The following is a 24518-nucleotide window of genomic DNA, read 5'->3' as shown; positions in this document are numbered from 1 at the left end:
CACGACAGGGTCATTATACAACAGTCAGGAACGCAGCTTGATAAGCCACAGCCGCGCGAGCAGGCCGAAAAATCCCTGAAACAGACACAGCACGGCCACCACAAGCCAAGACGGAAGGCCTCTGTCAAGCAGCCTGTGGTGAAGGTGCTTCCGGTCCGGATAAAACGGGGACTTTCCCGCTAAGGTGCGCCTGACCACCGCAACCAACGTATCGATAACCGGCACGCCCCCTACCAAAGCTAACAGCACGGCCTTGCTAAAGAACGTCAGGTGCATGGACTCGATAAAAAAGACAACTAGGACAGAGAACAGGAAACCGAGCAGGTAAACTCCTCCGTCTCCCACAAAGGTTTTAGCTCTGGGAAAGTTCCACGGCAGAAGTCCCAACGCAAGAGCAGCGAGAGGACCACTCCAAAGGCCGGCGCCCAGTAACGCCAGCACAAAAAAGGAAAGAGAAGAAATCCCGAGGGCCAGTCCGTTCAGGCCGTCGATGAAATTGTACGCGTTTGTCGTGCCTGCGATCCAGATCAAATACAGCAGGTAGTCCGGCACCGCAACGCTAGGCAAGGCAGACAGCGCGACGACTGCCGCCGCAAACTGGATGAACAGCCTTGAAAACGGGGACAGAGACAACATGTCGTCCAAATAGCCGGCAAAAAACACCATGGTCGCCCCTGTGGCCGCCAGCCGCACGGCTTGACTTTGCGGGCCAAACACGAGGCACCAGAAAAGGAATCCCGTCCAAAGCGTGATGCCGGCACCGCGGGGGATCGGGGTCGTGTGAATTTTCCGAAGGCCTGGCAGGTCGATCAGACCAAATCGACCTGCCAGCATAATTGACAGCGGGGTCAACAGCAAGCCCCAGAGAAAAGAGACGCCCTCAGGCACCAGCGCCAAGCGAAGCATGTTATTTCGTTCCGAAGATGCGGTCGCCGGCGTCTCCCAGTCCCGGCACGATGTATCCGTGTTCGTTCAGGCACGTGTCCAACGCAGCGCAGTAGATGTTCACGTCCGGATGCGCCGAGTGAACAACTTCGATCCCCTCCGGCGCCGCGATGATACAGACCAGAGAGATCTTCTTCCCACCATGCCGTTTGATCAAGTCGACTGCCGCCGCGGACGAGCCGCCGGTCGCGAGCATAGGATCCAAAATCAGCACGTCACGCTCTCCGATATCCCGGGGCAGCTTACAGTAGTACTCCACCGGCTTCAGGGTCTCAGGATCCCGGTACAACCCGATATGCCCTACTTTTGCATTGGGGATCAGGTTCAGCACCCCTTCGGTCATACCGAGCCCAGCTCTCAGGATCGGGACAATAGCCAGCTTCTTTCCTGCCAAGGCGTAGGCTTTTGTCCGGCTGATGGGCGTTTGAACTTCCACCATCTCGACTGGAAGATCTCTCGTCACCTCATAGACCATCAGCGAGGCCAACTCGCTCACCAGTTCCCTGAAGGTCTTCACCGGCGTGTCCACGTCCCGAATGACGCTCAGCTTATGCTGGATCAGCGGGTGATCGAACACCACAACTTGCCCTTGCCCCTGCACTGAGGCAAAGGAGGCGCTCCTCTCGAACGCCCGAATCTTTTCAGTCCGGCGCTCGTGCCGCCCGCCTTCAAACGGCGTTTCGAGCCATGCTTTCGCCATCGAGACGGCCTTCCCGGCCTCCAGCACTCTAGCGCCTAAACACAGGATGTTGGCGTTATTGTGCTGCCGGCTCATCTTGGCAGTCTCGTCACTCCAGCAGTCGGCTGCATAGGCTCCAGGCACCTTATTGGCCGCAATGGCCATTCCGATGCCCGTCCCGCAGACCAAAATCCCCCGCTCCGCCTCGTGACGCGCCACGCTTCGGGCGACGTGCAGAGCCGGGTCAGGATAATCGCAGGACACTTCGGCTGTGTCTGTCCCGAAGTCCTTTATCTCGTGATGTTTTGAAAGCTCCGCAATCAATTCCTGCTTCAGAGCAAAACCGGCGTGATCCGATCCAATCGCAACGATCATGAGGCTTCCCCTCTTTTCTGAAAATCTGCGCTGCAAACTACTGCAAAAGCGTGAGCATCACTGAAGCAGCAACAGCAGTGCCAATGACCCCGGCCACGTTCGGCCCCATAGCGTGCATGAGCAGGAAGTTCGTCGGGTCGTCTTTTTGTGCCACCACTTGAACGACCCGCGCCGCCATCGGCACGGCCGAAACCCCGGCTGCGCCGATAATCGGATTGATTTTCCCCTTGCTCAACACCTTCATCAGCTGGCCAAGAATCACGCCGCCCGCGGTACTGCAGATGAAAGCGAACAAGCCCAAGGCGACGATCTTGATCGTCCCGACCGTCAGGAACTGTTCAGCCCCCATCGTCGCGCCGACGGAAATTCCCAAGAAGATCGTCGTCATGTTCAAAATCTCGTTCTGCGCCGCTTGGCTCAGCCGTTCAGTCACCCCGCACTCCCGAAGGAGGTTGCCGAACATCAGAATGCCGATCAGAGGCACCGACATGGGAAGCAGCAGACCCGTCACGACGGTGCAGATGATCGGAAAGAGAATCTTCTCCCGCTTTGAGACCTTGCGCAGCTGATCCATGCGGATCCGCCGATCTTCTTTCGTGGACAGCAACTTGATGACCGGCGGCTGAATCAGCGGGACAAGGGACATGTAGCTGTACGCTGCGACGGCAACGGCGCCGAGAATCTGAGGCGCCAGCTTCATGGTCAGGTAAATGCTCGTCGGTCCGTCAGCGCCGCCGATAATGGCGATAGACGCCGCCTCGCGAAGGTTAAACCCCATCGCAACGGCAGCCATCAGAGCCGTAAAAACGCCAAGCTGAGCGGCGGCGCCGAGAAGGAACGTTATCGGATTGGCCAGAAGAGGCGCAAAATCCGTCAGCGCTCCTATCCCCATGAAGATGATTACCGGGTAAATCTCCTTTTCAGTCCCAAAGAAGATGTAGTTCAGAAAGCCGCCCGGATCCATAATCCCCGATAACGGCAGGTTCACCAGCAGACACCCAAACGCTATGGGGACGAGAAGAAGCGGCTCAAACCCGCGGGCTATGGCCAAATACAGGAAGAAGAACGCCACGCAGAGCATGACAATGTTGCCCCAGCTCAGGGCGCCAATGCCTGATCCGCTGGCAATCTTCAGAAGAGATTGGGCCAGTGTCGACATCGTTCGGCCCCGTTAGTTCAGAACGGCCAGAACGTCGCCGCTGTTGACTGCAGCTCCTTCGGAAACCCGGATATCGGCCACCGTCCCGTCTGCCGGCGCTGGAATTTCGTTTTCCATTTTCATCGCTTCAAGAATCATCATGACTTGGCCATACTTGACCGCGTCGCCTTTTCCAACAAGCACTTTCAGAATTTTCCCGGGCATGGGCGACTCAACGACAGTCGAGCCAGCCGCCGGAGCTTCCTGCACAGCCGGCGCTGGAGCAGGAGCCGCAGCGGCCGGGGCCGGAGCAGCAGCCGGCGCAGGAGCAACGACAGGAGCCTGAGCTGCCGGAGCAGCGCTGGTTCCGGAAGAAGACTTTTCAACGACGACGTCGTACGTTTTCCCGTTCACTGTCACTCTATACTGCATGATTCCAATTCCTCCTCGTCGAATATGTAAACGACTGGGATTAGTTCCAATCCCGAATCGGCCAACCTTGCAGCCCCTCGCTCCGTCCGGCGCTGATCCATCCTGAAAACGCCGGAGCCGTTCCCCCCTGTGTCCCCGCCGGGACAACTGACCGAACTGAGACGTCCTCTCCCAGCTCACAGGCCAAAGCGGCGGTAATAACTGCTACAAGCTCCTCATCGTCTGTAGCCCCCGGCTCCTGGGCCGCGACCTTGTTCACCGCAGGGACAGGCACGGTGGCCGGAGCAGCAGCGGACGCCGCCTTTGCCGCCTGAGGCGTTCCTTCTTTAGATGAAAAGGTTTTCATCGCGAAAATAACCAGCGTTAAAAGTGCTAGGACGAGGAACACCACGCTGAACGCAATCAGAGTCAGCTCGATAGCGCCAAGCTCTCCGTTTAATGCCATGGTCGGTGCCCCTTTCTTAATGAGGAATGACGCCGTGTTTCTTCCGAGGCAGAGCCTGACGTTTGGTCTTGTGGGCGGCAAGCGCCTTGATGACCTCACAGCGCGTTTCTTCGGGAAGGATCACTTTATCCACCATGCCGTGGGACGCCGCCTGATACGGAGTGGCAAAGGCGTCTTCGTACTCGCTGATCTTCTGCGCCCGCATCGCCTGCTGGTCTTCGGCAGCCTCAATTTCCTTGCGGAAAATGATATTGGCCGCGCCCTCGGCTCCCATCACGGCGATCTGAGCCTGAGGCCAAGCTAATACGCAGTCGGCACCGAGCGACTTGGAGCACATGCCAAGGTACGCGCCGCCGTAAGCTTTGCGAAGGACGACGGTGATCAGCGGCACAGTCGCCTCGCTGTAGGCGTAAAGCAGCTTTGCCCCGTGGCGGATGATTCCGTTCCACTCCTGAGTCTTGCCGGGCAGATATCCAGGAACGTCAACCAGCGTGACGATGGGAATGTTAAACGCGTCGCAGTGGCGAATGAAGCGGCTTGCCTTGTCTGAGCAGTCAATATCAAGGCAACCAGCCATAACTCCCGCTTGGTTCGCGACGATACCGACGCTCTGACCGCCAAAGCGGGCATACCCGATGATGATGTTTTTCGCCCACATCGACTGCACTTCGAGGAACTTGCCGTCGTCAACGATCGCCTGAATGACCTTATGAACGTCATATCCCCTGTTGGGATTTGTCGGGACAATTTCTCTCAGGCTGACGTCAGCCCGGTCAATCGGATCGGACGTCTCGACGAAGACCGGATCGTCCATGTTGTTGCTGGGCAGGTAGCTCAGGACAGAACGAACCTGTTCGAAGCACTCCTGCTCGGTTTTGGCAAAGAAATGGGCGTTCCCCGACTTGGTGTTGTGCGCGGTCGCTCCGCCCAGCTCCTCGCTGGTCACGTCCTCGCCAGTCACCGCCTTGATGACTGCCGGGCCGGTGATGTGCATGACGCTGATCTTATCGACCATGAAGATATAGTCGGTCAGTGCAGGGCTGTAAACCGCGCCGCCAGCCGTCGGGCCAAGGATGACGGACATCTGGGGGATGACGCCGCTCGAAAGGGTGTTGCGGTAGAAGATCTCTCCGTACCCGTTGAGCGCGTCAACAGCTTCCTGAATCCTCGCCCCGCCGGAGTCGTTGATGCCCACAATTGGGCAGCCGTTCCGCAGCGCAAGATCCATGACTTTGCAAATCTTCTGGGCGTGCATCTCTCCAAGAGAACCACCCAGAACGGTAAAGTCTTGGCTGAAGACGTAGACGATCCGACCGTTAACAGTCCCGTAACCGGTCACCACGCCATCGCCCAGGTACTTTTTCTTCTCCATTCCAAAGTTGGTGCAGCGGTGCTCAATAAACTCGTCCAGCTCCACAAAGCTGCCCTCGTCCATGAGCTGAGCAATTCGCTCGCGAGCGGTGAGACGCCCTTTCGCCTTGTGCTTGGCAACAGCTTTCTCTCCACCACCGGCTGCCGCTTCGGCGCGGCGCTCCAAAACTCCGCCGCACAGCTCTTCAATCGTTTTCACTGCCATCCTTTTCCCTCCCCGAATAATAGGTACACCGACACGCTGGTGCGCCGCAGAAAGGCAGCGCGAATCCCCCGTGAATAACGGCGCAAAAAGGCCTATAAACTCGTATCATGATACCAGAAACTGAACGAAATAGCAGTCCGCAGAACGATGCTAAATGACGACGCGCCCTAAAAGCGCGGCGCCCACGAGCCAGAGGGCCGCGGCGGCGAAAAAACCAAGAAGAACCCTCAGCCATATCAGTCCCCACGGACTGGAAGGCGTCCGGCCGGACAAACAGGCATTAATGACCTTGACCAGCAGAAACGTGACAACGCCAGACGCCACTCCCAGCAGCGCCTGAACGTTTAGAGGGGGAAGATTATGAAACATCGCGGCTCTCCCTTAGCGTCAAATTTTTACAGTGCACGAAAAAAAGCGAGGCTTCGCCTCGCTTTTCTCTATTGCCGAAATTGAATCTGTTTGAGGATCTCAATAGCCACAGCTAACGCCCGCTTGCCGTCTGAAATGCCGACAAGAGGCTCTTTCCCCTCTCTGACGCAGGAGAGAAAATGCTCAAGCTCCAGCTTGAGCGGCTCCATTCGGGGGAATAGCGGCCGCTCAGTTACCTCGACAGACGTGGCCCCTTGGACGGCGTGACCGGCACGGATAACGGAAATATCTTGGCTCTCAAAGTCCACGACGTAACTTCTGTCAGTGGTGGTAACTTCCATCGTCCTCGTCCTGTGAGGAGAAACGCGGCTGCTGGCAATGTCTGCAATCGTCCCATTTTCAAAAACGATGTGGGCGACGGCCAAATCTTCGTGATCGCTGCACACCGAACGGCCGGACGCCACAATCGACCGAACGTCCGACTTGACCAACGAAAGGATGATATCGATGTCGTGAATCATCAGGTCCAAAACGACGCCAACGTCAGCGATTCGGGACGCGAACGGCCCCTGACGGATTGAACGGATGAACAGGGGATCAGAAAGCTCGCTGGTCAAATACCGCACGGCGCCGTTAAATCGTTCGATATGCCCAACCTGCAGAACGGCGTGCTTTTTGTGAGCGAGCTGAAGCAACGACTCGGCCTGTTCGACGGTCGTCGTCACAGGCTTTTCCACGAGGACGTTGATTCCTCGTTCCAACAGACGGCGCGCTACCGCAAAGTGGCTCACAGTCGGCACAACGACGCTCACAGCGTCGGGCCGCTGCTGGTCAAGAAAACGATCCAAGTCGTCGTAAGCTGGCGCGTCGAACCGGCCCGCAATTTCTTCAACCCGGTCCAGACTGCTGTCGACAACGCCGACCAATTCTGTATTCATCAGCTCCGCGTAAATACGGGCGTGGTGCTGACCCAAATGGCCTACACCGACGACGCCGACTTTTAACGAATCCATATTGTCACCTCGAACAACAGCTCAGTTGGATTCATCTTATCACGGACCGGCCGTTTTTTGTGAGTTTTAACAGCCAATTCGCTGAACCGTCAGGTACATTCGCTCGCTTCGGTCGCCGCCCCTGTACGAAAAGAACAAATCCCGGCGGCATCGTGTGCAGTACGGGATTCGTTCAATTTTGCTGGGCAACAGGCCGACCTCCGCCAACTGATCGGCTATTTCTCCGGCGATGTCAAAGTGGATTTTTCCGCCCTCGCGCCGCCAGTTTTCCGAGTTCCACTCGCTGGCAGCTGACAAGGCCAGCTCGTCCTCGTCGCGCTCATAGCAGGAGAAACAAATTCCCGGGCCAATCCATGCTCGGACTTTCCGAAGGTCTGTTTCAGGATAGCAGCGCGCCGCCATTTGGACGCCGCAGGCGGCAATCCTTTTGACTGTCCCTGCAAAGCCGGAGTGAATGACCAGCAGCCACGAAGGCGATGGTCCTTCCGGCTGAACTACAACAGGGAAGCAGTCGGCAAAACGCAGCGCCCATTCGCCGCGAGGACCAGCCGCGCAGATCAAAAGGCCGTCGCCGGGAAGCGGGCCGGAAGCGGCCAAGACTTCGTCCCCGTCGATAACCGTCGTGCCGTGAACCTGAACCAACGATGGAGCGGGCAGTTTCCCCTGCCAATTCCGCAGCGTCAGCGCCGCACGAAACGGTGAGCTTACCGGATAGATAAGGCTGCCGCTGTCGGAGTGCTCAGCGCCATTCATCGCTGCTGACCAGCCGAGATCTCATTGAGCCGATAAAGTACAGGCTGCCGCAGAGAATCACAGGGTCTGAAAAGCCCCTGGCTTTCTCCAGAGCGGCGACTGGGTCTTCGACCGCCAAGGGGACGTCAATGAACGGATAGCCAGTTGCCTTTTGAGCGAGCACTTGAGCGGACTCGCACCGAGTGTTGTGGGGCACGCGAGTGCAGATCAGCCGGATCTTCAAGCGGCTGGACATGTAGCTGAACTCTCCGGCGTAATCCTTGTCAGCCATGGCCGTAAAAACGACGGTCAAGAGCCTGTCTTTTCCGTACAGAGCGAGAAGAGAATCCGTCAGCGCCTTCATTCCGTGCGGGTTGTGCGCTCCGTCAAGAATGACGTCAGGGTCTCTTGAGACGACTTCCAGACGTCCGGGCCAGCGAACCGTCCGCAGCCCCTCCCGCCGCGCCTCTTCGGTGACAGGGAAATCTTTTTGGAGAATTTCAGTCGCCCGCAGGGCCAACGAGGCGTTTTCCGGCTGGTATGTGCCAAGAAGCCTAGAAAACCACCGATTCGTGCCGCAAGGCGTGGTGAGACTGAACTCACAGCCGTCGAGAGATGTTTCAGCGTCAAAGATCCGACACTCGTCCATCGTGTAGGCCGGAGAATTTTTCGCGGCACAGCAGGCTCGGAACTCCGGCGCCAGCTCCGGATGGTTGTCAGAAAAGATTGCCGGCCGGCCAGGCACAATGATGCCGAATTTTTCCGAAGCGATGGCCGAAAGGGTGTTCCCCAAAAAGGCCATGTGATCCCAATCGATTGGCGTGATCACAGCCAAACGGCAGTCCGGCAGGATGTTCGTAGCGTCCAGCCGACCGCCCATTCCGGTCTCAATAATGGCGACGTCAGGCTTGGCGTCCCGAACGAGAAGATAGGCGGCCGCCGTCAGAGTTTCAAAGTAGGTCGGCCGGTGCTGGGACAACCACGGGTGCCCCAGAATCGTCTGAGCCACCTTTTGACTCGCCTCAGCCCAAAGCTCGGGCGGCAGCGGATACCCGTTCACCAACAGGCGCTCCCCTAAATGAATCAGGTGAGGGCTGGTGTACAGCGCGGTCTTATACCCCGCCGCCCGGTAGATTGACTCCAAAAATGCCGCCGTGGATCCCTTGCCGTTCGTCCCAGCCAGATGAATTGCCGGAAACGCTTGAGGGGTTCCAAGAGCTTCGAGCAACACCGATACTCTCTCAAGCCCGGGGTGCCATCCGTCGCTTGAGACGTCAGAAAGCGCCTTTTCAACTTTCTCGTAAAGGGCTATATCCGATGGGCGCATTTCTCTCACTACGCCTGCGACAGGCTCTCGATATTTTCGCTCAGGCGCGCTATCCGACGTTTCGAGTCCTCTAGGCGCTCCCGTTCTTTTTCAACCACGTCAGCTGGGGCGTTCTCCACAAACGACGGTTTGGACAGTTTTGCCTCGCTGCGCTGAAGGTTAGCCTGTACCTTCTTGAGCTCGCCTGTCAGACGCTCGACTTCCGCCTTCACGTCCAGCAGGTCGCCCACCGGAAGGAAGACCTGTCCGAGCCCGACGATCGACGTCAAAGAGCTTCGCGGTCTGGCGTCGTCTTTTCCAAGCGCTTCGATCCGCCCGACTTTAGCGAGCAGTCGAATCATGTCCTCGTGTGCCTTGACGAACGCCTCGCCGGTTGCCTCGCGGAAGCGCAGGACTGCGCGGTCTATCGACTGGCTGGGCGGAAGCCCCGCTTCGCTGCGGAGGTTACGCAGAGCCCGAACGAGTTCCTGCAGAGAACTCATTTCAGCCAACGAGTCTTCTGACGTCGGAAGGTCACTCCCGTCAGGCCACGACTCAAGCTCCATCGGACGCTCGCCGAAGGCAAACGCGTGCCAGAGCTCTTCGGTCACAAAAGGCGTGAACGGGTGCAGCAGCCGAAGCACGTCTTTGAATGCCCGATTCAGCACTTGACGCGACGCTTTCGCCCGTCCGTCTCCCTCGTCGCCGTACAGAGCGGGCTTAGCCATTTCAATGTACCAGTCGCACAGGTCGGCCCACACGAAGTCATAGATCACCCGGGCCGCCTCGCCGACGTCGTACTCGTCCATCAGCGCCGAAACAGACTTTTCCACCCCAGCCAGTCGGGACAGGAGCCACCGATCGTGCAGGCGCATTTCTGAGGGCTCCGGGAGCCCTTCGCAGTCCTCGTCGCCCAAGTTCATCAGAGCGAACCGCGACGCGTTCCACAGCTTGTTGATGAACCGTTTGCACGTCTCGATTCGGGACTCGCCCAGCAGGATATCCCGACCCTGTACTGTCAGATAGGCCACGGTGAACCGTAACGCGTCGGCGCCGAATTTCTCGATCATGTCGAGCGGATCAATGCCGTTGCCCTTCGACTTGCTCATCTTCTGACCGTGCTCGTCGCGGACCAGCGCGTGAATGTACACGTCCTTAAACGGCTCACGACCGTCCATGAACTCAAGTCCCATCATGATCATTCGGGACACCCAGAAGAAGATGATGTCGAACGCCGTCACCAGCACGGACGTGGGATAGTACCGTTTCAGCTCTTTCGTATCCTCAGGCCAGCCAAGGGTTGAGAAAGGCCACAGAGCGCTGCTGAACCACGTGTCCAGCACGTCTTCGTCCTGGTGCAGATGGTGGGAACCGCACTTGGGGCAGAGGGTTGGGTCAGTTTCAGAGACGGTCAAGTGACCGCAGTCGCCGCAGGTCCACGCGGGAATTCGGTGCCCCCACCAGAGCTGGCGGGAAATGCACCAGTCGCGGACGCCGTCCATCCACTGGTAATACGTTTTATCCCACTGGTTCGGAATCCAACGAATCCGGCCCTCTTTGCTGGCCTGAACGCCCTTCTGGGCAAGCGGCGCCACTTTGACGAACCACTGTTCGGAAAGGTACGGCTCCACAACCGTATTGCACCGATAGCAGTGCCCCACTTGGTGCGGCAGGTCCTCGATCTTTTCGAGGAAACCTCCCTCCTGAAGGAGCTGAACGCTCCGAGGCCGGGCCTCCACTACGGTCTTGCCGGCCAGCTCAGCGCCGGCGTCGTCCGTCATTATCCCGTTTTCATCGATGATTTGAATCGTCGGAAGGCCATGCCGCTGTCCGGCTAAAAAGTCGTTCGGGTCATGGGCCGGAGTGATTTTCACAAAGCCGGTTCCAAATGCCGGGTCAACCATGTTGTCCGCCACTATTGGGACAACCCGTCCGCCGGTCAGAGGAACGACGACCTTTCTGCCGGCCAGAGCCTTTTTGTCCGGATCCTCAGGCGACACCGCGACAGCCACGTCAGCCGGAATCGTCTCCGGCCGGGTCGTGGCTACGAGGATATGCCCCTGGCCGTCCGCAAAGGGATAACGGACGAAGTACAGGTGTCCCGGCTCCTCGGCGTGTTCAACCTCGATATCAGACAAGGCGGTATGACACCGCGGGCACCAGTTGACGATGTATTTACCCCGATAGATCAGGCCCTTCTCGTACAGCCGGACGAAAACCGCCCGAACCGCCTTTGACAGGCCTTCGTCCATGGTAAACCGTTCACGGTCCCAATCGCACGAGTCGCCGAGCCGCTTCATCTGCGAGACGATACGGCCGCCGTACTCCTTCTTCCACTCCCATACCTTCTCGATGAATGCTTCCCGACCGAGATCCTGCCGCTTGAGCCCCTGCTTGGCCAGAGCGCGCTCCACCACGTTCTGCGTTGCGATCCCGGCATGGTCGGTCCCAGGCAGCCAAAGCACGTTGTACCCGCGGGCCCGCTTATACCGACACAGCACGTCCTGCAGCGTGTGATCATACGCGTGCCCGACGTGAAGGGCGCCAGTGACGTTCGGCGGAGGCAGCACGATGGTGAACGTCTCGCGGGTATCGTCATTTTCGTCGGCGTGAAACAGCCCCTGATCGATCCACCACTGATACCACTTATCTTCCAGCGGCCGAGGGTCGTAATTCTTGTCCAACTCCCTGTTTCTTTTCGGCACGTTATTTCCCCTCCTCTTCACTTGCCCCGTCCGAGCGGTCAAGAAAGGCTTCTATAAAGCTTCTCAGCGCCTCTATGGTCTTAGGCTCCTGACTTGAGCAGACCAGAGGTTTATCCCAAGACCGCAAACCGGCTGAAACATACTGCCGGACGAGGCCGCTCCGCTTGCCCGAAGAAATCTTGTCCGCCTTAGTAAACACGACGAACACCGGCGTCTCCAAGTTTCGGCTCCACTCCTGAAAGTCCTCGTCCTTCGCAAGAAGCCCGTGGCGGATATCGACCAGATGGACGATCAGACGAAGTGCCCCTCGCGTCGACAGGAAATCTCCGATGAGACGGTTCCACGACTCCCGCTCTGACCGGCTCAGAGCGGCATACCCAAAACCGGGCAAGTCCACGAGGGTGAACTTTCGCCCCGCCTCGACAGAGTAAAAGTTGATGCTCCGCGTCTTGCCGGGCTTAGAACTGACGTGAGCCAGCTTCTGGCCCATGAGCCCGTTGAGCAGAGTCGACTTGCCGACGTTTGACCGGCCGACAAAGGCGATTTCAGGTCCCTCTGCAGGCGGTATCTGTTCAGGCGTAAACGCCGTGACTCTCAGTTGTGCCTGCCAGCGCATCACTCGTCTCCAATCGCCCAGGAAAGCGCCTGGGACAGCGTATCAATGAACGTCAGCTCGACGCCCTCTGTCACCCACGGCTCCAAGTCCAAGATGTCCGGCTCGTTCGCCTGAGGAAGCGCGACGGCCTTCAGCCCGGCGCGCCGGGCAGCGAGGATTTTTTCCCTCAGGCCGCCGACAGGCAGCACCTGCCCGCGCAGCGATATCTCCCCAGTCATCGCCCGATCAGGCCGGAACGGCCTTCCTGTCAGGGCAGAAAACAGAGCCGTCGCGATGGTAACTCCAGCCGACGGGCCGTCCTTCGGAATAGCTCCTTCTGGGACGTGAACGTGAAGGGCAGCCTGCGACCAGTTAGGCACAGGACGCTTTGTCAGGTGCTTCCACTGGGCTTTCAGACAACCGAGAGCGGTTTGAGCGGATTCCTGCATCACCGCGCCCAAGTTGCCCGTCAGGGTGAGGACGTCCTTCCCCTTTGAGTTAGCCGCTTCAATGACGAGAACGTCGCCGCCTGCGGCCGTCCACGCGAGGCCGATGGCGTACCCTGCCTCTGGCGTCTTGGGAAGCCTTGAGTCTTTCAGCCGGGGAGCCCCCAACAGCTCTCCGAGATCGGCCTTTCGAACCGTCACTGACCGTTTTGAACCGTCGGCCTGCTCTTCCAATACTGATACGGCTCGCTTTCTGAAGATCGTCGCCAGCTTGCGATTCAGTTCGCGGACGCCCGCTTCGTGAGTGTAGCCTTTTATGATTTCTCTGACGGCTTGAGGCGTAATTTTCAGCTCGGCTTTTGTCATTCCCGTCTGGCTGTAGAGCTTGGGAATCAGGTGTCGGCGGGCAATTTGCTCTTTTTCCTCCGGCAGGTAGCTGGCAAGCTCGATCAGTTCCATTCGGTCCAAAAGCGGCGACGGGATCGTGTGAGTGACGTTTGCGGTCGTGATGAACAGCACGTCGCTCAAGTCAAACGGGACTTCTAAGTAATGGTCGGTGAAATGGGCGTTTTGCTCGGGGTCCAGCACTTCCAACAGGGCCGACGCCGGATCTCCGCGAAAATCGCTTCCCAGCTTGTCAACCTCGTCCAACAGCATCACCGGGTTTTTGGCGCCTGCCTCGCGGATTTTCTGAATAATACGCCCCGGCAGAGCCCCGATGTAGGTCCGCCGATGGCCCCGAATTTCAGCTTCGTCTCTCATGCCGCCCAAAGAGAAGCTGACTAACGGCCGGCCCAGCGCCTGGGCGACCGACTGGCCTAGGGACGTTTTCCCTACTCCCGGAGGCCCGACAAGGCAAAGAATCTGAGCCTGAGCCGATGATTTTGCCAATATTCGGACAGCGACGAACTCAACAAGTCGGTCTTTGACCTTTTGAAGGCCGTAGTGGTTCTTTTCCAAAACCGAGCGAACCGAGGCTAGGTCATCGTTTTCCTTCGCTGTCTTGTTCCACGGCAGATCAAGAAGCCAGTCCATGTACGTGCGAACGACCGAGCTTTCCGGCGACAGCGGCGCCATCGTCCCCAACCTGGCGTTCTCCCTCTGAAGGACTTTCCGCACGCCGTCCGGGAGGTCCGCGCTGTCGATCTTTTCCTTGTATTCCGACTCATCTGAGCCGCCCAACTCGCTGTTGATGACCTGCAGCTGCTCCCGCAGGAAGTATTCTTTCTGCTTTTCTGAGATCTGAGCCGCCGTCTTGACCTGAACGTCCTTTTTCAGCCGAAGCATCTCGACTTCTTCCATCAGGTGACGAAGCAGCAGTTTGAGCCGCGATTCCGGCGAAAAACACTCCAGCAGGGACTGGCGGACCTCTCGGGAAAGATCGTTGTGAAACGCCATCAAGTCCGCCGCCTTGTCAGGGTCAGACTGAGACGACAGGTACGCCTTGAGCTCTTCCGGCATTCGCGGGTGAAGGTCCACGTACCGAATGTATTCCTCCTCAGCGGCACGGCGCAGGGCTTCCAGCCGAGCAGGCTCGCAGGTCTCAAACCGATCGGTCACCAGATCGGCGCTCATCATCCCGTCAGACAGGACAAACGACCGAGCGCGAAAACGACGCAAGCCCTCAAGGAGAACCTTGAGGGCGCCGTTGGGCATGTGAATGACCTGAAGAAGCCGGCAAACCGTCCCGACCGCAAAAAGGTCTTCCGGTCCGGGATTATCGGTGTCCGACTGGCGCTGAGCCACGGCGAAGGCCAATTTCTCGTCGCTCTTTCCAGCCAAGTTCACCGCTGCCATTGATTCCGGACGACCGATGTAAAGCGGCGTCACTGCGCCGGGAAACATGACCGTGTCTCGAAGGGGAATAACTGGCGTCATGAAATCCTTTCCTTTGCTTTTTTCGCCTGCCGACCGGCCCCGGTCGTTCCGTAGATTATTTCTGGTTCCTCGCCGCCGGTAACGCACGCTTCACCGATCACTACTCTGCTGACCGGACGCGACGACGACGGAACTTCGTACATCAAATCGAGCATGAGGTTTTCCATGATGGACCGGAGACCGCGGGCGCCAGCCTTCTTGTTAACCGCTTTTTGAGCGATTGCCCGAAGAGCCTGCGGCGTGAACTCCAACTCCGCCCCTTCCTGCGCGAAGATGGCCTGGTACTGCCGCACAAGGGAGTTTTTCGGCTCGGTGAGGACTCGGACAAGCGCGTCTTCGTCCAGCGTCCGAAGCGCCACGGCCAGCGGAAGGCGGCCGGTCAGCTCGGGAATAAAACCGTAGTGAATCAGGTCTTCCGGCTCCACTTGAGACAGCAGGTCGTACGAAACGTCACGCTTCCGCTCCTGATTCTCGCCGCCAAAGCCGATGACGTGTCGGTTCAGCCGGCGGGCGATGATCTCTTCAAGGCCGTCAAAAGCTCCGGCACAGATGAAGAGAATGTTCCGGGTATCAATGGCGATGAACTCCTGCTGCGGGTGTTTTCTGCCTCCCTGAGGCGGCACGTTGGCCACCGTTCCTTCAAGGATTTTAAGCAGCGCCTGCTGGACCCCTTCGCCGGAAACGTCTCGGGTGATTGATACCGACTCGGACTTTCTGGCGATCTTATCAATTTCGTCCAGATAGATGATCCCGTGCTCTGCCGCGCTGACGTCAAAGTTTGCCGCTTGAATCAGACGAAGGAGGATGTTCTCCACGTCTTCGCCGACGTATCCGGCTTCGGTTAACGTCGTCGCGTCGGACATGGCAAACGGAACGTTCAGCTTGCGCGCCAGAGTCTGAGCCAGAAGCGTCTTGCCGCTGCCGGTCGGCCCCAACAGAAGCAGATTGCTCTTCTGGAGCTCGACGTCCTCCGACTCCTGAGCCAGCGCCAGCCAGCCGATACGGCGGTAGTGATTGTAAACGGCGACGGACAGAGCCTTCTTTGCCTGATCCTGGCCGATGACATACTCGTCCAGAAAGGCCTTCATTTCTGCCGGCTTAGGAAGCGACTGGGCGCTTTCCGCGTCCGCGCCGGGCTTGCTGTCAGGCAGGGTCGCCAAGTAGTTATTACATAAGCCGACGCATTCGCTGCAGATGTTCACGCCCTGCGGGCCGGTAATAATGTGAACGTCGTCGTCAGCGGTGCGCCCGCAGAATGAACAGGTGATATTCTTGTTCGCATCGTCCTTGCGCGGCACTGGCATTCCTCCTGAACAACGCGCCTTCGGCGCAAATGTACGCGCGCAGGCAGGAACTCCTGCCTGCGCGGTTGGGGAAACTATCTTTTTTCGATAACCCGGTCGACCAAGCCGTATGACTGCGCTTCGGCTGCCGACAGGAAGTGATCCCTGTCAGTGTCAACTTCGATTCGGGAAAGCGGCTGACCGGTATGAAGCGCCAAGATCTCATTCAACCGCTGGCGCGTTTTGAGGATCTCGCGGGCGTGAATTTCCACGTCGCTGGCCTGCCCGTACGCCCCGCCCATCGGCTGGTGGATCATCACCTGAGAGTTCGGGAGGGCGATTCGCTTGCCGGGCGTTCCGGCAGCCAGAAGGATGGACGCCATGCTGGCAGCCATCCCGACGACGATGGTCGAGATGTCGCACTTGACGTACCGCATCGTGTCGTATATCGCCAACCCGGAGGTCACCTCGCCGCCGGGCGAGTTGATGTATAGGCAGATATCGCGGTCAGGCTGATCGCTTTCCAAAAAGAGGATCTGAGCCACGATGGAGTTCGCCACGAGGCTGTTGATCTCGCTTCCAAGAAAGATAATCCGATCCTTGAGCAGACGGGAATATATATCGTAGCTGCGTTCGCCCCGCCCTGTCTGCTCGATAACGTACGGAATGGGGAAATAGTCCACAGGTACGCTCCTTTCCGTCAGGCGAATTACTTGCCAGCCTCAGGCACGGCGTTTTTGTTCACTTCGACGGTCTTGACAGCGCCCATCACCGCGTCCAACGTCTTGCGGTACTTGGCCGACGAGATCAGGCTGCGAAGATCATCCGGCTTCTTCTGGAGCATGGCCTTGACGCTCTCGGGGGCTACGTGGTAGTTCGCCGCCATCGTCTCGATTTCCTTGTCCAAGTCCTCGGGCTGAACGTTAACGCCGAACTTTTCGGTGCAGGCGTCCATCACAAGGTATTCTTTCACGTCGTTGCGGGCCTCGGTATCAAGCTGGGACTTAAACCCTTCAAAATCCTGCCCGCTCTGAGCGTAATACTCTTCCAGCGTGAGGCCCGTGCGGTTTTTCACGTTCTCCTCAGCCCGTCGAAGCAGATGAGCCTTCTGGCGCTGCACCATCGTCTCGGGCAGTTCGACAGAAGCCAGCTGGCAGATCTTTTTCAGCGCGTCGCTTTCGGCCGCGCGGCGGCTGTCAGACTCAAGGCGCTCTTCCATGGTGCTCCGCAGGTGCGCTTTCAGCTCGTCTTCAGTCTTCAGGTCCTTCCCAGTAGCTTTTTTAAAGAGCTCCGGGGTCAAAGCTGCGGGCTCCAGCTCCAAGATCTCCTGAACGTCAAAATCGTAGCAGGCCATTTTGCCCGCCAGAGCCTTGTCCTGATAGGAGTCGTCGATACGGACTTCCGCATGGCGCTTGTCGCCGGCGACTGCTCCAAGCAGCGCGTCGACAATTTCCTGCTTGAGCGAGAGGGAGTCGAGCATGAACGTCTCCACTTTCGGCTCATGGGATGACAGAATCGAGCCGGCGTCGTCCTTGATAGTCGTCGTGTAGGCGGCCTTCACCCGGTCGCCGCTTGCGCTCGGATTGGCAGACGTCTTCCATTCGCCGTGGGACCGGCGGACGTTCTCAACACCGTCAGCGACCATCTGGTCAGAGATGACAAACGACGGTTTTTCGGCGGTTATCTCGCCGAACTCAGGAAGAGTAACCTCCGGCTTCACTTCGAAGGTCGCTTCCAGAACCACGTCGTGACCTTCTTCCATGTCCTTGACGTCGACTTTAGGCTCGTCGATGGGCTCCAAATCGTACTCAGAAGACACCTCTTCCATGGTCTTGGCGAGCATTTCCTCAAGCGCTTCAGCCCTCAGGGCCTCCTTGCCGAACCGCATCTCCACCACGCGCCGCGGCGCCTTCCCCTTACGAAATCCGGGGATGTTTGCCTTGCGTCCGACCGAAGCGATTGTCCGAGAAACTTGAGCGGAAAAATCCTCGGCAGGGATCGTGATTTTCACTGTAACAACATTCTTCTCCTGTGACAGAAGTTCCGACTTCACGAGAAGCACTCCTTTCAAGCCTGTGAATGCAGATTCGATTACAATCAAAGAGTATATCACACGCCGCGGAAGCGGGCGACACCCCAAGGACAAAGAACATGCCGTCTGCAGCATAAAATGACAGATAAAAAAACTCCGGCCAGCAGGCCGGAGGAAACGACAGGATGGTGGATCGTACAGGAATCGAACCTGTAACCCCCTGATTAAGAGTCAGGTGCTCTGCCAATTGAGCTAACGATCCGCAACAATTGTTGGTGCGAGAGAGGGGACTTGAACCCCTACGCCCGAAGGCACCAGATCCTAAGTCTGGCGCGTCTGCCATTCCGCCACTCTCGCGAAAAATAGATGGTGGATCGTACAGGAATCGAACCTGTAACCCCCTGATTAAGAGTCAGGTGCTCTGCCAATTGAGCTAACGATCCACATTCTTGCCGCAGCGAAGGCGAAAAGGTGGGGTGGATGAGGGGATTCGAACCCCCGACCTCCGGATCCACAATCCGGCGTTCTAACCAGCTGAACTACATCCACCATAAAAAAAATAAGATGGCGCGCCGGACAGGATTCGAACCCGTGACCTACGGCTTAGAAGGCCGTTGCTCTATCCGGCTGAGCTACCGGCGCAGGTAAATGGAGCGGAAAACGGGACTCGAACCCGCAACCCCCAGCTTGGAAGGCTAGTGCTCTACCACTTGAGCTATTTCCGCATCCTCTGATCGGGCGCCGCATAGCATGGTCGGGGCGAAAGGATTCGAACCTTCGACCCCCTGCTCCCAAAGCAGGTGCGCTAACCAGACTGCGCTACGCCCCGAAAGGAAAAAATGGTGGAGCTGACGGGATTCGAACCCGCGACCTATTCGTTGCGAACGAATCGCGCTCCCAGCTGCGCCACAGCCCCAAGTTCGACGACGAGTATTCTAGCGTTGTGAGCGAGACTTGTCAAGCTCTCTTTTCTAGGCTACTCTAGTCTCCGGCTCGTCGATGACAAGGTGACAGGAGGGATCCGCGGTGAATGTAGGAAGCGAACTGGTCGCCGCATGGCTCAGCGATCTTCAAAATGACTACGTTGGACGGCCAGTCACCCGCGTCTTTGGCGGCCCCGGCTGGCTGAGCCTTGAGTGGCGCGGCGCCGACACACTGTTTTTCTGCTGGCGTCCCGACTCCTCTGGACTGTGCGTTCTGCCGCCGCAAAAGGCCCGAAGCCTTCTCAAGTCTTTTTCACAGCCCACGTCGTTTGCCGCGGCCCTGACAAAATACCTTACCGGCGCAAAGCTAGCCTGCGCTGTCCAGCCAAACGGTGACCGGCTTTTAGAGCTGAAATTCAGCCGCTTCGTCGGAGCCGGTAGCCAGGAGTTCTACTTTCTCGCCTTTGAGCTCGCCGGTCAGCCGGCAAACGCCGTTTTGACCGACGAGGACAAAAAAATCATCGAGGCCGGGCGGCACGAGCCGCCGGAGCAGAATCAGCTCCGCCCGATCTTTCCCGGGTTCTCCTACGCCCCGCCGCCTCCACTGCGAACCTGTCCACTCTCGCCTGAGCTGACCGATTCTCAGCTGCTGGAGCTTCTTCCGTCCGCACAGGGAATGGGACCGTCGCTCATTCGCCGTCTTCGGGACGAAAGCGCCCGACGCGGGGCCCAATGGCTTCGGGAAGCCCTGTTCGGCGCCCCGATTCTCCAGTGGGCCGGTTCACTTCTCACTCGCTGCGGCGTTCTGCTGCCCGACGCAAAGCCCGCGGCCTGGAATGCCCTTCAAGAAGCGTCAAACGCCGTCTTCGGCGAAATAGAGCGACGGGCTCTCAAAGATATTTCCAAAGACGCTTCAAAAATTTTGGAGCGGGCCATCTCTCGTCGGCGCAAACACCTGGACGATCTGACCAATCTGCTCAAAGCGTCCGCATCCAGAGACCGGTACCGCCGAGCGGGCGAGGCCATCATTCAAAACCTTTCCGCGCTCGCCTTAAAGCCTGCGCCAGAAATGACTCTCCCCTACTGGGACGAGGAAGGCCAGCAGACCGTCAAGGTCCAACTGGACCTGAGCCGCTCACCCCGGGCGAACGCCGAACGGTACTTTAAAAAGTACAGAAAGCTCAGCGTGGACAGCCAAGCGGTCACACAGCAGACCGAAACGCTCCAAAACGAGCTGGACGACCTGACAGGCCTAGAGGAAAACTTGCGGCGCGTCGACGACCCATCGACGCTCAAGCTGCTTGCAGCCCAAATTACCCGCCAATACGGCCGTCAGGAGAAAAGTCCGGCTAAGAACAGGGACGCCGCCCTTCCCCCGCACCTTCGGTTCAACTTGGATGGAACAACCATTTTAGTTGGGATGAACGAACGAGGGAACCGGTACGTTACTTTTGAAGCGGCTAAAAGCGACGACTTGTGGTTTCACGTTCACGAGCGCCCGGGCTCTCACGTCATTCTCCGTCAGCCGCCGGCGGATCAGGAGGCGTTCGATCGGGCCTGTGCCGCCGCTGCGTCGCTGGCCCTCTTTTACAGCTCCTGCTGCGAGCCGTCATGGAACGTTGACCGAACCGCCCGCAAGCACGTTCACCACATCGCGGGAGCCGGCCCCGCACAGGTCACCTACCGGGACAGCACCCCACTCAGAGCCGACCGGCTGGCGTGGAAAGAAATTCTCTCTTTTGAGTCATAAAAACATTATCAGACACATCAATAGAGCCATTCAAAAAGGAGCCATTCAAACTGAAGGGCTCCTTTATTCTGACCGAATTTTTTTCAGCACGCCTATCAGCTCATCAGGCAAGGGAGAGCGAAAGTTCATCGTCCGGCCGTCGGACGGGTGATGAAACGAAAGGCGCCACGCGTGCAGGAACACCCGCCCCTCAAGGAAGTGCCGGCTCACGTCCTTTGGCCCGTAGAGCCGATCGCCGTCAAGGTAACACCCTATCGAAGCCATATGCACCCGAATCTGGTGCGTTCGCCCTGTTTCAATCCGACAGGCCGTCAAAGAGAGGCTTCCTCGCGTCCACAGAGTTCTGTACCTCGTCACGGCTCGGCGGCCGTCGGCCCGAACGGCCATTTTCAGCCGGTCGTACCTACTCCGGCCGATCGGCCCGTCCAACGTCCCCTGGCTGGCTGGAATCCAACCGTGGACAAGAGCGAGGTACGTCTTCTCCACTCGGCGCTGGGAAAACTCCCTCTGAAGGAAGAGATAAGCCTGCGGCGTGCGAGCCACGACCATGAGACCTGACGTGCCGATATCAAGCCGGTGAACAATCCCAGGACGAAGTCCCGCGCCAGGGAGGGGGCCGAAGGTCTTTACCAGTCCGTTGACCAACGTGCCGTCCTTTCGCCCCGCGCCGGGATGAACCGCAATCCCAGCCAGCTTTTCAACCACAGCCAGCCAGTCGTCCGCGTAGACCGTACGAAAGGGCACGTCCTGCGGAACCACGCTCTCCTCCGAAGGCTCTGGCATAGAAACGTCAAACCAGTCTCCTGAAACGACAACGCGGGACGCTTTAACCTTTCCGACGCCAGAGACGAGACCGCCGGAAATGAGACGGCCGACCGCGCTGCGGCTCAGCTCAAGCTGGCCTGACAGGTACAGGTCCAGCCTGTTGCCTGCGTCCGAAGGCTCAACGACGATTCGTCGGGAATCCATGAAACGCCTCCTGAAAGACCGCTGAAAAACGGGCTCGGAAGACTCCGAGCCCGTCTGCTAAATAATGCTGTGGCAGCGATCGCACAGCCCGTTTTCGTCCCAGTGCGTCACGTACTTCCAGCAGCGCGGGCACTTCTGCCCTTCAACGCGGCTGACGCTCAGGGCCACGCCCATTTCATCGGCAGGAACCCCGGGCAGCTCTCCTAGCTTGAAGCTGGAAGTGATGCACAGGTCGTTCCATTCCCTTTCGCTTAGCAAGGACCGGTACTCCTCCGGCAGCGAAGCCGTCACCGCTGCCTCGAGGGACTGGCCGATCTGACCGCTGGCCCGCGCCTCCTCCAGCGCCTTGCTGACCGCTCCTCTGACCGCCAGAATTTTATCCCACCGGGCCAGCAGTTCCTCGTCGATCAGCGACTCGTTCGGCTTGGGCCACTCGGCGAGGAAGACGCTTTCTTCAAGGGAGGGATCAATCTCTTTCGCCGCCTGCCAGATCTCCTCGGACGTAAAGCTCAGTACCGGAGCCAACATGCGCGTCAAAGTCGTCAGAAGCTCCCACATGACCGTCTGAGTCGCCCGCCGAGCCGTGTCGTTTTCAGGATCTGCGTAGAGCCGGTCCTTGTTGACGTCCAAATAGACCGAGCTGAGCTCGTTGACGCACAGCTGATGAATCGTCATCGTCGGGATATGGAACTCGTAATTCTCATAGCTCTCAGTCACCCGACGGATCGTCCGATTCAGCAGCGCGAGAACCCAACGGTCGAACTCGCCCATCTTCTCGTACGGCACCCGATCTGTTGACGGGTTAAAGCCGTGAAGGTTGCCGAGCAAGTACCGAGCCGTGTTGCGAATCCGCCGGTACGACTCGACGAGGGAATCGACGATCTTGTACGAAATTCTCATATCTGAACGGTAATCGGTTGAGGCAACCCACAGGCGGAGAATGTCAGCGCCGTACTTCTCGACAATCTTCTGAGCCGAAACGACGTTGCCCAAGGACTTGGACATTTTCCGGCCCTCGCCGTCCATGAAGAACCCGTGCGTCAGGACGGCCTTATACGGCGATTTTCCTGTCACCGCTACGGACGCCAAAAGTGACGTCTGGAACCAGCCCCTGTGCTGGTCGGCCCCTTCAAGGTATAAGTCGGCAGGCCACGAAAGTTCTGGACGCCCTTTGAGCACCGCAAAATGGCTCACGCCGGAATCAAACCACACGTCCAAAATATCTGTTCCCTTACTCAGCGCTCCGCCGCAGTGAGGACAACGAGCTAACTCGTGACCGAGCAGTTCCTCCGCGTCCTTGGACCACCAATAGTCGCTTCCAAATCGCGCGACCCGCGCGCTCACCACCCGAATCCGATCGGCCGTCAGGATCGTCTCGCCGCACTGGCTACAGGTGAAGGCAGGAATTGGAACTCCCCAGATTCTCTGTCTGGAAATGCACCAGTCGGACCGCTCGCGCACCATGTTATAAATCCGGTCGTGCCCCCAAGTGGGCATCCACTTGACGTCCTCGTCGATAGCCTTCAAAGCCTCTTCGCGGAACGCCTCCACGTTGATAAACCACTGATCCGTCGAACGAAAAACCACCGGCTTATGGCACCGCCAGCAATGCGGATACGAGTGAACGATCTTCTTCACGCCTAGAAGACGCCCGCTGTCGCGAAGCGTCTGCATCACAGTCTGCGCGCCCTTCTCAATGTCCATACCACCGACCAAGGGGGTGTCAGGGGTGAAGCGCCCGCGGCCGTCCACCGGGTTGTAAATCTCAATCCCGTACCGGCAGCCCGTCTCATAGTCCTCCACGCCGTGCCCGGGCGCCGTGTGAACGCAGCCGGTCCCCGCGTCGAGCGTCACATAATCTGCCAGAACAATCGGCGTCTTTCTGTCCAAGAACGGGTGAAACGCGACGCAGCCTTCAAGAGCCTGACCTTTAACAGTCAGGACGGGCTCGCCAAACGTCAGCCCCGTCGCCTGAGCCACCGAGTCAACCATGCCGCAGGCCAAAAGGTACAGTCGCTTCTCAACTCGGTAAAAGCCATAATCGTACTGGAGCCCCACAGCGACAGCCATACTGGCCGGAAGAGTCCACGGCGTCGTCGTCCAAACGACCACGCTCACCGGCTCACCAGCGAGTTCAGGGAACTTGGAAGATAAATCTTCCATCGAATAGGCCACAAAGATTGAAGGAGACGTCTCGTCGCCGTACTCAATTTCTGCAGCGGCTAAAGCGGTCTGGCAGTCAATGCACCAGTACACCGGCTTCTGCCCTCGATACACGTACCCCTTTTCAACCATCCCAGCCAGTGCGTCCAGCTCGGCGGCCTCGTACTCGGGCTGAAGGGTCATATAGGGATGTTCCCAGTCGGCGAAACAGCCGAGACGAATCATCCCCTCTTTCTGACGGCCAATCCAATATCGGGCCGTCTCGGCGCATTTTTGGCGCAACTCCACCGGAGAGATGGAATCCTTGTCCAGCCCGCCGTCTTTCAACACCTTCAATTCAATCGGCAAACCGTGAGTATCCCAGCCGGGCACATAAGGACACGCGTACCCGTTCATTGAACGGTACTTGACGACAAAATCCTTCAGGCTCTTGTTCAGCGCGTGCCCCAAGTGCATTTCGCCGTTGGCGTACGGCGGACCGTCATGAAAAGAGAACTTCGGCCCGTTAAAGTTCTTCTTCTGAAGTTTGTCGTACACGCCTTTACGCTTCCAAAACTCCAGAATCTGGGGCTCCTTTTGTGCCAGCCCGGCCCGCATCGGGAAGTCCGTCTGAGGCAAATGCAGCGTTGACTTATAATCCTGCGCCATCCAAGTCACCTTTCTTCACGAGATTATCGAGAGCATGAAACAAAAAAGAGAGCGGGACTCTCCCGCTCTCTTTCACGGCATGAAACGTCAGCTCGTCGTCAGAGCTACCACGAGAG

Annotated in this window: 19 protein-coding genes and 8 tRNA genes; 1 reads left to right on the top strand and 26 read right to left on the bottom strand. The window is 58.2% G+C overall.

The genetic code is table 11. From position 1 onward, the window contains the following. Positions 1–24 precede the first annotated feature (24 nt). From JONANDRAFT_RS03430 to JONANDRAFT_RS03315, 24 genes are all read right to left on the bottom strand, one after another. The gene (locus JONANDRAFT_RS03430) at positions 25–906 is read right to left on the bottom strand and encodes a glycosyltransferase family 4 protein (protein ID WP_008520966.1); all 882 of its coding nucleotides are present in this window, start codon (positions 904–906) and stop codon (positions 25–27) included. 1 nt (position 907) lies between these two features. After that, positions 908–1999, bottom strand: a complete 1092-nt coding sequence (gene upp, locus JONANDRAFT_RS03425) for a uracil phosphoribosyltransferase (protein ID WP_008520964.1) — start codon at positions 1997–1999, stop codon at positions 908–910. A gap of 37 nt (positions 2000–2036) precedes the next feature. After that, the gene (locus tag JONANDRAFT_RS03420; protein ID WP_008520963.1) at positions 2037–3158 is read right to left on the bottom strand and encodes a sodium ion-translocating decarboxylase subunit beta; all 1122 of its coding nucleotides are present in this window, start codon (positions 3156–3158) and stop codon (positions 2037–2039) included. 12 nt (positions 3159–3170) lie between these two features. Next, positions 3171–3569, bottom strand: a complete 399-nt coding sequence (locus JONANDRAFT_RS03415; protein WP_008520962.1) for a biotin/lipoyl-containing protein — start codon at positions 3567–3569, stop codon at positions 3171–3173. Positions 3570–3609: 40 nt separating this feature from the next. Further along, positions 3610–4014 carry an OadG family protein gene (locus JONANDRAFT_RS03410; protein WP_008520961.1) on the bottom strand — a complete coding sequence of 135 codons (405 nt, stop codon included), beginning with the start codon at positions 4012–4014 and terminating at the stop codon, positions 3610–3612. Positions 4015–4030: 16 nt separating this feature from the next. Then, positions 4031–5590, bottom strand: a complete 1560-nt coding sequence (locus tag JONANDRAFT_RS03405; RefSeq protein WP_008520960.1) for an acyl-CoA carboxylase subunit beta — start codon at positions 5588–5590, stop codon at positions 4031–4033. A 150-nt stretch (positions 5591–5740) separates the two neighbouring features. Continuing rightward, positions 5741–5959: a hypothetical protein gene (locus JONANDRAFT_RS03400; RefSeq protein ID WP_008522786.1), complete on the bottom strand. Its 219-nt coding sequence runs from the start codon at positions 5957–5959 to the stop codon at positions 5741–5743. A gap of 68 nt (positions 5960–6027) precedes the next feature. Then, positions 6028–6972 (bottom strand): Gfo/Idh/MocA family protein, encoded by a 945-nt coding sequence (locus tag JONANDRAFT_RS03395; protein WP_008520958.1) that lies wholly within the window; start codon positions 6970–6972, stop codon positions 6028–6030. Positions 6973–7038: 66 nt separating this feature from the next. Next, positions 7039–7725 carry a polyphenol oxidase family protein gene (locus tag JONANDRAFT_RS03390; protein WP_008520957.1) on the bottom strand — a complete coding sequence of 229 codons (687 nt, stop codon included), beginning with the start codon at positions 7723–7725 and terminating at the stop codon, positions 7039–7041. Then, complete coding sequence (locus JONANDRAFT_RS03385) at positions 7712–9031, bottom strand: bifunctional folylpolyglutamate synthase/dihydrofolate synthase (RefSeq protein WP_008520956.1); 1320 nt, start codon at positions 9029–9031, stop codon at positions 7712–7714. The genes JONANDRAFT_RS03390 and JONANDRAFT_RS03385 overlap by 14 nt, the downstream gene beginning before the upstream one ends. Before the next feature lie 8 nt (positions 9032–9039). Then, complete coding sequence (locus tag JONANDRAFT_RS03380) at positions 9040–11715, bottom strand: valine--tRNA ligase (RefSeq protein ID WP_008522783.1); 2676 nt, start codon at positions 11713–11715, stop codon at positions 9040–9042. Position 11716: 1 nt separating this feature from the next. After that, a complete protein-coding gene (gene yihA / locus JONANDRAFT_RS03375) occupies positions 11717–12331 on the bottom strand; it encodes a ribosome biogenesis GTP-binding protein YihA/YsxC (RefSeq protein ID WP_008522782.1) in 615 nt (204 codons plus the stop codon). Then, entirely contained in the window at positions 12331–14634 is a 2304-nt protein-coding gene (lon, locus tag JONANDRAFT_RS03370; RefSeq protein WP_008522781.1) for an endopeptidase La, read from the bottom strand. Before lon ends, yihA begins: the two co-directional genes overlap by 1 nt. After that, the gene (gene clpX, locus JONANDRAFT_RS03365; protein ID WP_008520952.1) at positions 14631–15938 is read right to left on the bottom strand and encodes an ATP-dependent Clp protease ATP-binding subunit ClpX; all 1308 of its coding nucleotides are present in this window, start codon (positions 15936–15938) and stop codon (positions 14631–14633) included. The genes lon and clpX overlap by 4 nt, the downstream gene beginning before the upstream one ends. Before the next feature lie 74 nt (positions 15939–16012). Beyond that, positions 16013–16600, bottom strand: coding sequence for an ATP-dependent Clp protease proteolytic subunit (locus tag JONANDRAFT_RS03360; protein ID WP_008520951.1), 588 nt, complete (start codon positions 16598–16600; stop codon positions 16013–16015). Positions 16601–16626: 26 nt separating this feature from the next. Next, complete coding sequence (tig, locus tag JONANDRAFT_RS03355; protein WP_008522779.1) at positions 16627–17970, bottom strand: trigger factor; 1344 nt, start codon at positions 17968–17970, stop codon at positions 16627–16629. A 165-nt stretch (positions 17971–18135) separates the two neighbouring features. Continuing rightward, positions 18136–18211 (bottom strand) — tRNA-Lys (locus tag JONANDRAFT_RS03350). 11 nt (positions 18212–18222) lie between these two features. Further along, positions 18223–18306 (bottom strand) — tRNA-Leu (locus JONANDRAFT_RS03345). 10 nt (positions 18307–18316) lie between these two features. Beyond that, positions 18317–18392, bottom strand: a tRNA-Lys gene (locus JONANDRAFT_RS03340). Between the two features lie 29 nt (positions 18393–18421). Further along, positions 18422–18498 (bottom strand) — tRNA-His (locus JONANDRAFT_RS03335). Positions 18499–18514: 16 nt separating this feature from the next. After that, a tRNA-Arg gene (locus JONANDRAFT_RS03330) sits at positions 18515–18591 on the bottom strand. A 7-nt stretch (positions 18592–18598) separates the two neighbouring features. Next, positions 18599–18674: transfer RNA gene (locus JONANDRAFT_RS03325), tRNA-Gly, on the bottom strand. Between the two features lie 26 nt (positions 18675–18700). Next, positions 18701–18778: transfer RNA gene (locus JONANDRAFT_RS03320), tRNA-Pro, on the bottom strand. Positions 18779–18789: 11 nt separating this feature from the next. After that, positions 18790–18865: transfer RNA gene (locus JONANDRAFT_RS03315), tRNA-Ala, on the bottom strand. Between the two features lie 110 nt (positions 18866–18975). Between JONANDRAFT_RS03315 and JONANDRAFT_RS03310 the strand changes: the two genes are divergently transcribed. Continuing rightward, positions 18976–20622, top strand: coding sequence for an NFACT family protein (locus JONANDRAFT_RS03310; RefSeq protein ID WP_008522778.1), 1647 nt, complete (start codon positions 18976–18978; stop codon positions 20620–20622). A gap of 63 nt (positions 20623–20685) precedes the next feature. Here the strand turns inward: JONANDRAFT_RS03310 and JONANDRAFT_RS03305 are convergent, their stop codons facing one another. After that, entirely contained in the window at positions 20686–21591 is a 906-nt protein-coding gene (locus JONANDRAFT_RS03305) for an RluA family pseudouridine synthase (RefSeq protein ID WP_008520948.1), read from the bottom strand. A gap of 57 nt (positions 21592–21648) precedes the next feature. After that, positions 21649–24402 (bottom strand): isoleucine--tRNA ligase, encoded by a 2754-nt coding sequence (gene ileS, locus JONANDRAFT_RS03300; RefSeq protein ID WP_008522777.1) that lies wholly within the window; start codon positions 24400–24402, stop codon positions 21649–21651. Between the last annotated feature and the right edge of the window lie 116 nt (positions 24403–24518).

It is taken from the genome of Jonquetella anthropi DSM 22815 (genome assembly GCF_000237805.1).
Lineage (GTDB): Bacteria > Synergistota > Synergistia > Synergistales > Dethiosulfovibrionaceae > Jonquetella > Jonquetella anthropi.
The sequence above is the reverse complement of the archived record's forward strand: the minus strand, read 5'-3'. Positions and strand labels throughout refer to the sequence as shown.

Bases quoted from the DNA above. Each gene is read 5' to 3' on its own strand.
- lon (WP_008522781.1), bottom strand. From the start codon at position 14,634: ATGACGCCAGTTATTCCCCTTCGAGACACGGTCATGTTTCCCGGCGCA.
- JONANDRAFT_RS03400 (WP_008522786.1), bottom strand. From the start codon at position 5,959: ATGTTTCATAATCTTCCCCCTCTAAACGTTCAGGCGCTGCTGGGAGTG.
- clpX (WP_008520952.1), bottom strand. From the start codon at position 15,938: ATGCCAGTGCCGCGCAAGGACGATGCGAACAAGAATATCACCTGTTCA.
- JONANDRAFT_RS03430 (WP_008520966.1), bottom strand. From the start codon at position 906: ATGCTTCGCTTGGCGCTGGTGCCTGAGGGCGTCTCTTTTCTCTGGGGC.
- JONANDRAFT_RS03390 (WP_008520957.1), bottom strand. From the start codon at position 7,725: ATGAATGGCGCTGAGCACTCCGACAGCGGCAGCCTTATCTATCCGGTA.
- yihA (WP_008522782.1), bottom strand. From the start codon at position 12,331: ATGCGCTGGCAGGCACAACTGAGAGTCACGGCGTTTACGCCTGAACAG.
- JONANDRAFT_RS03305 (WP_008520948.1), bottom strand. From the start codon at position 21,591: ATGGATTCCCGACGAATCGTCGTTGAGCCTTCGGACGCAGGCAACAGG.
- JONANDRAFT_RS03385 (WP_008520956.1), bottom strand. From the start codon at position 9,031: ATGCGCCCATCGGATATAGCCCTTTACGAGAAAGTTGAAAAGGCGCTT.
- upp (WP_008520964.1), bottom strand. From the start codon at position 1,999: ATGATCGTTGCGATTGGATCGGATCACGCCGGTTTTGCTCTGAAGCAG.
- JONANDRAFT_RS03395 (WP_008520958.1), bottom strand. From the start codon at position 6,972: ATGGATTCGTTAAAAGTCGGCGTCGTCGGTGTAGGCCATTTGGGTCAG.
- JONANDRAFT_RS03405 (WP_008520960.1), bottom strand. From the start codon at position 5,590: ATGGCAGTGAAAACGATTGAAGAGCTGTGCGGCGGAGTTTTGGAGCGC.
- JONANDRAFT_RS03410 (WP_008520961.1), bottom strand. From the start codon at position 4,014: ATGGCATTAAACGGAGAGCTTGGCGCTATCGAGCTGACTCTGATTGCG.
- ileS (WP_008522777.1), bottom strand. From the start codon at position 24,402: ATGGCGCAGGATTATAAGTCAACGCTGCATTTGCCTCAGACGGACTTC.
- JONANDRAFT_RS03420 (WP_008520963.1), bottom strand. From the start codon at position 3,158: ATGTCGACACTGGCCCAATCTCTTCTGAAGATTGCCAGCGGATCAGGC.
- JONANDRAFT_RS03415 (WP_008520962.1), bottom strand. From the start codon at position 3,569: ATGCAGTATAGAGTGACAGTGAACGGGAAAACGTACGACGTCGTCGTT.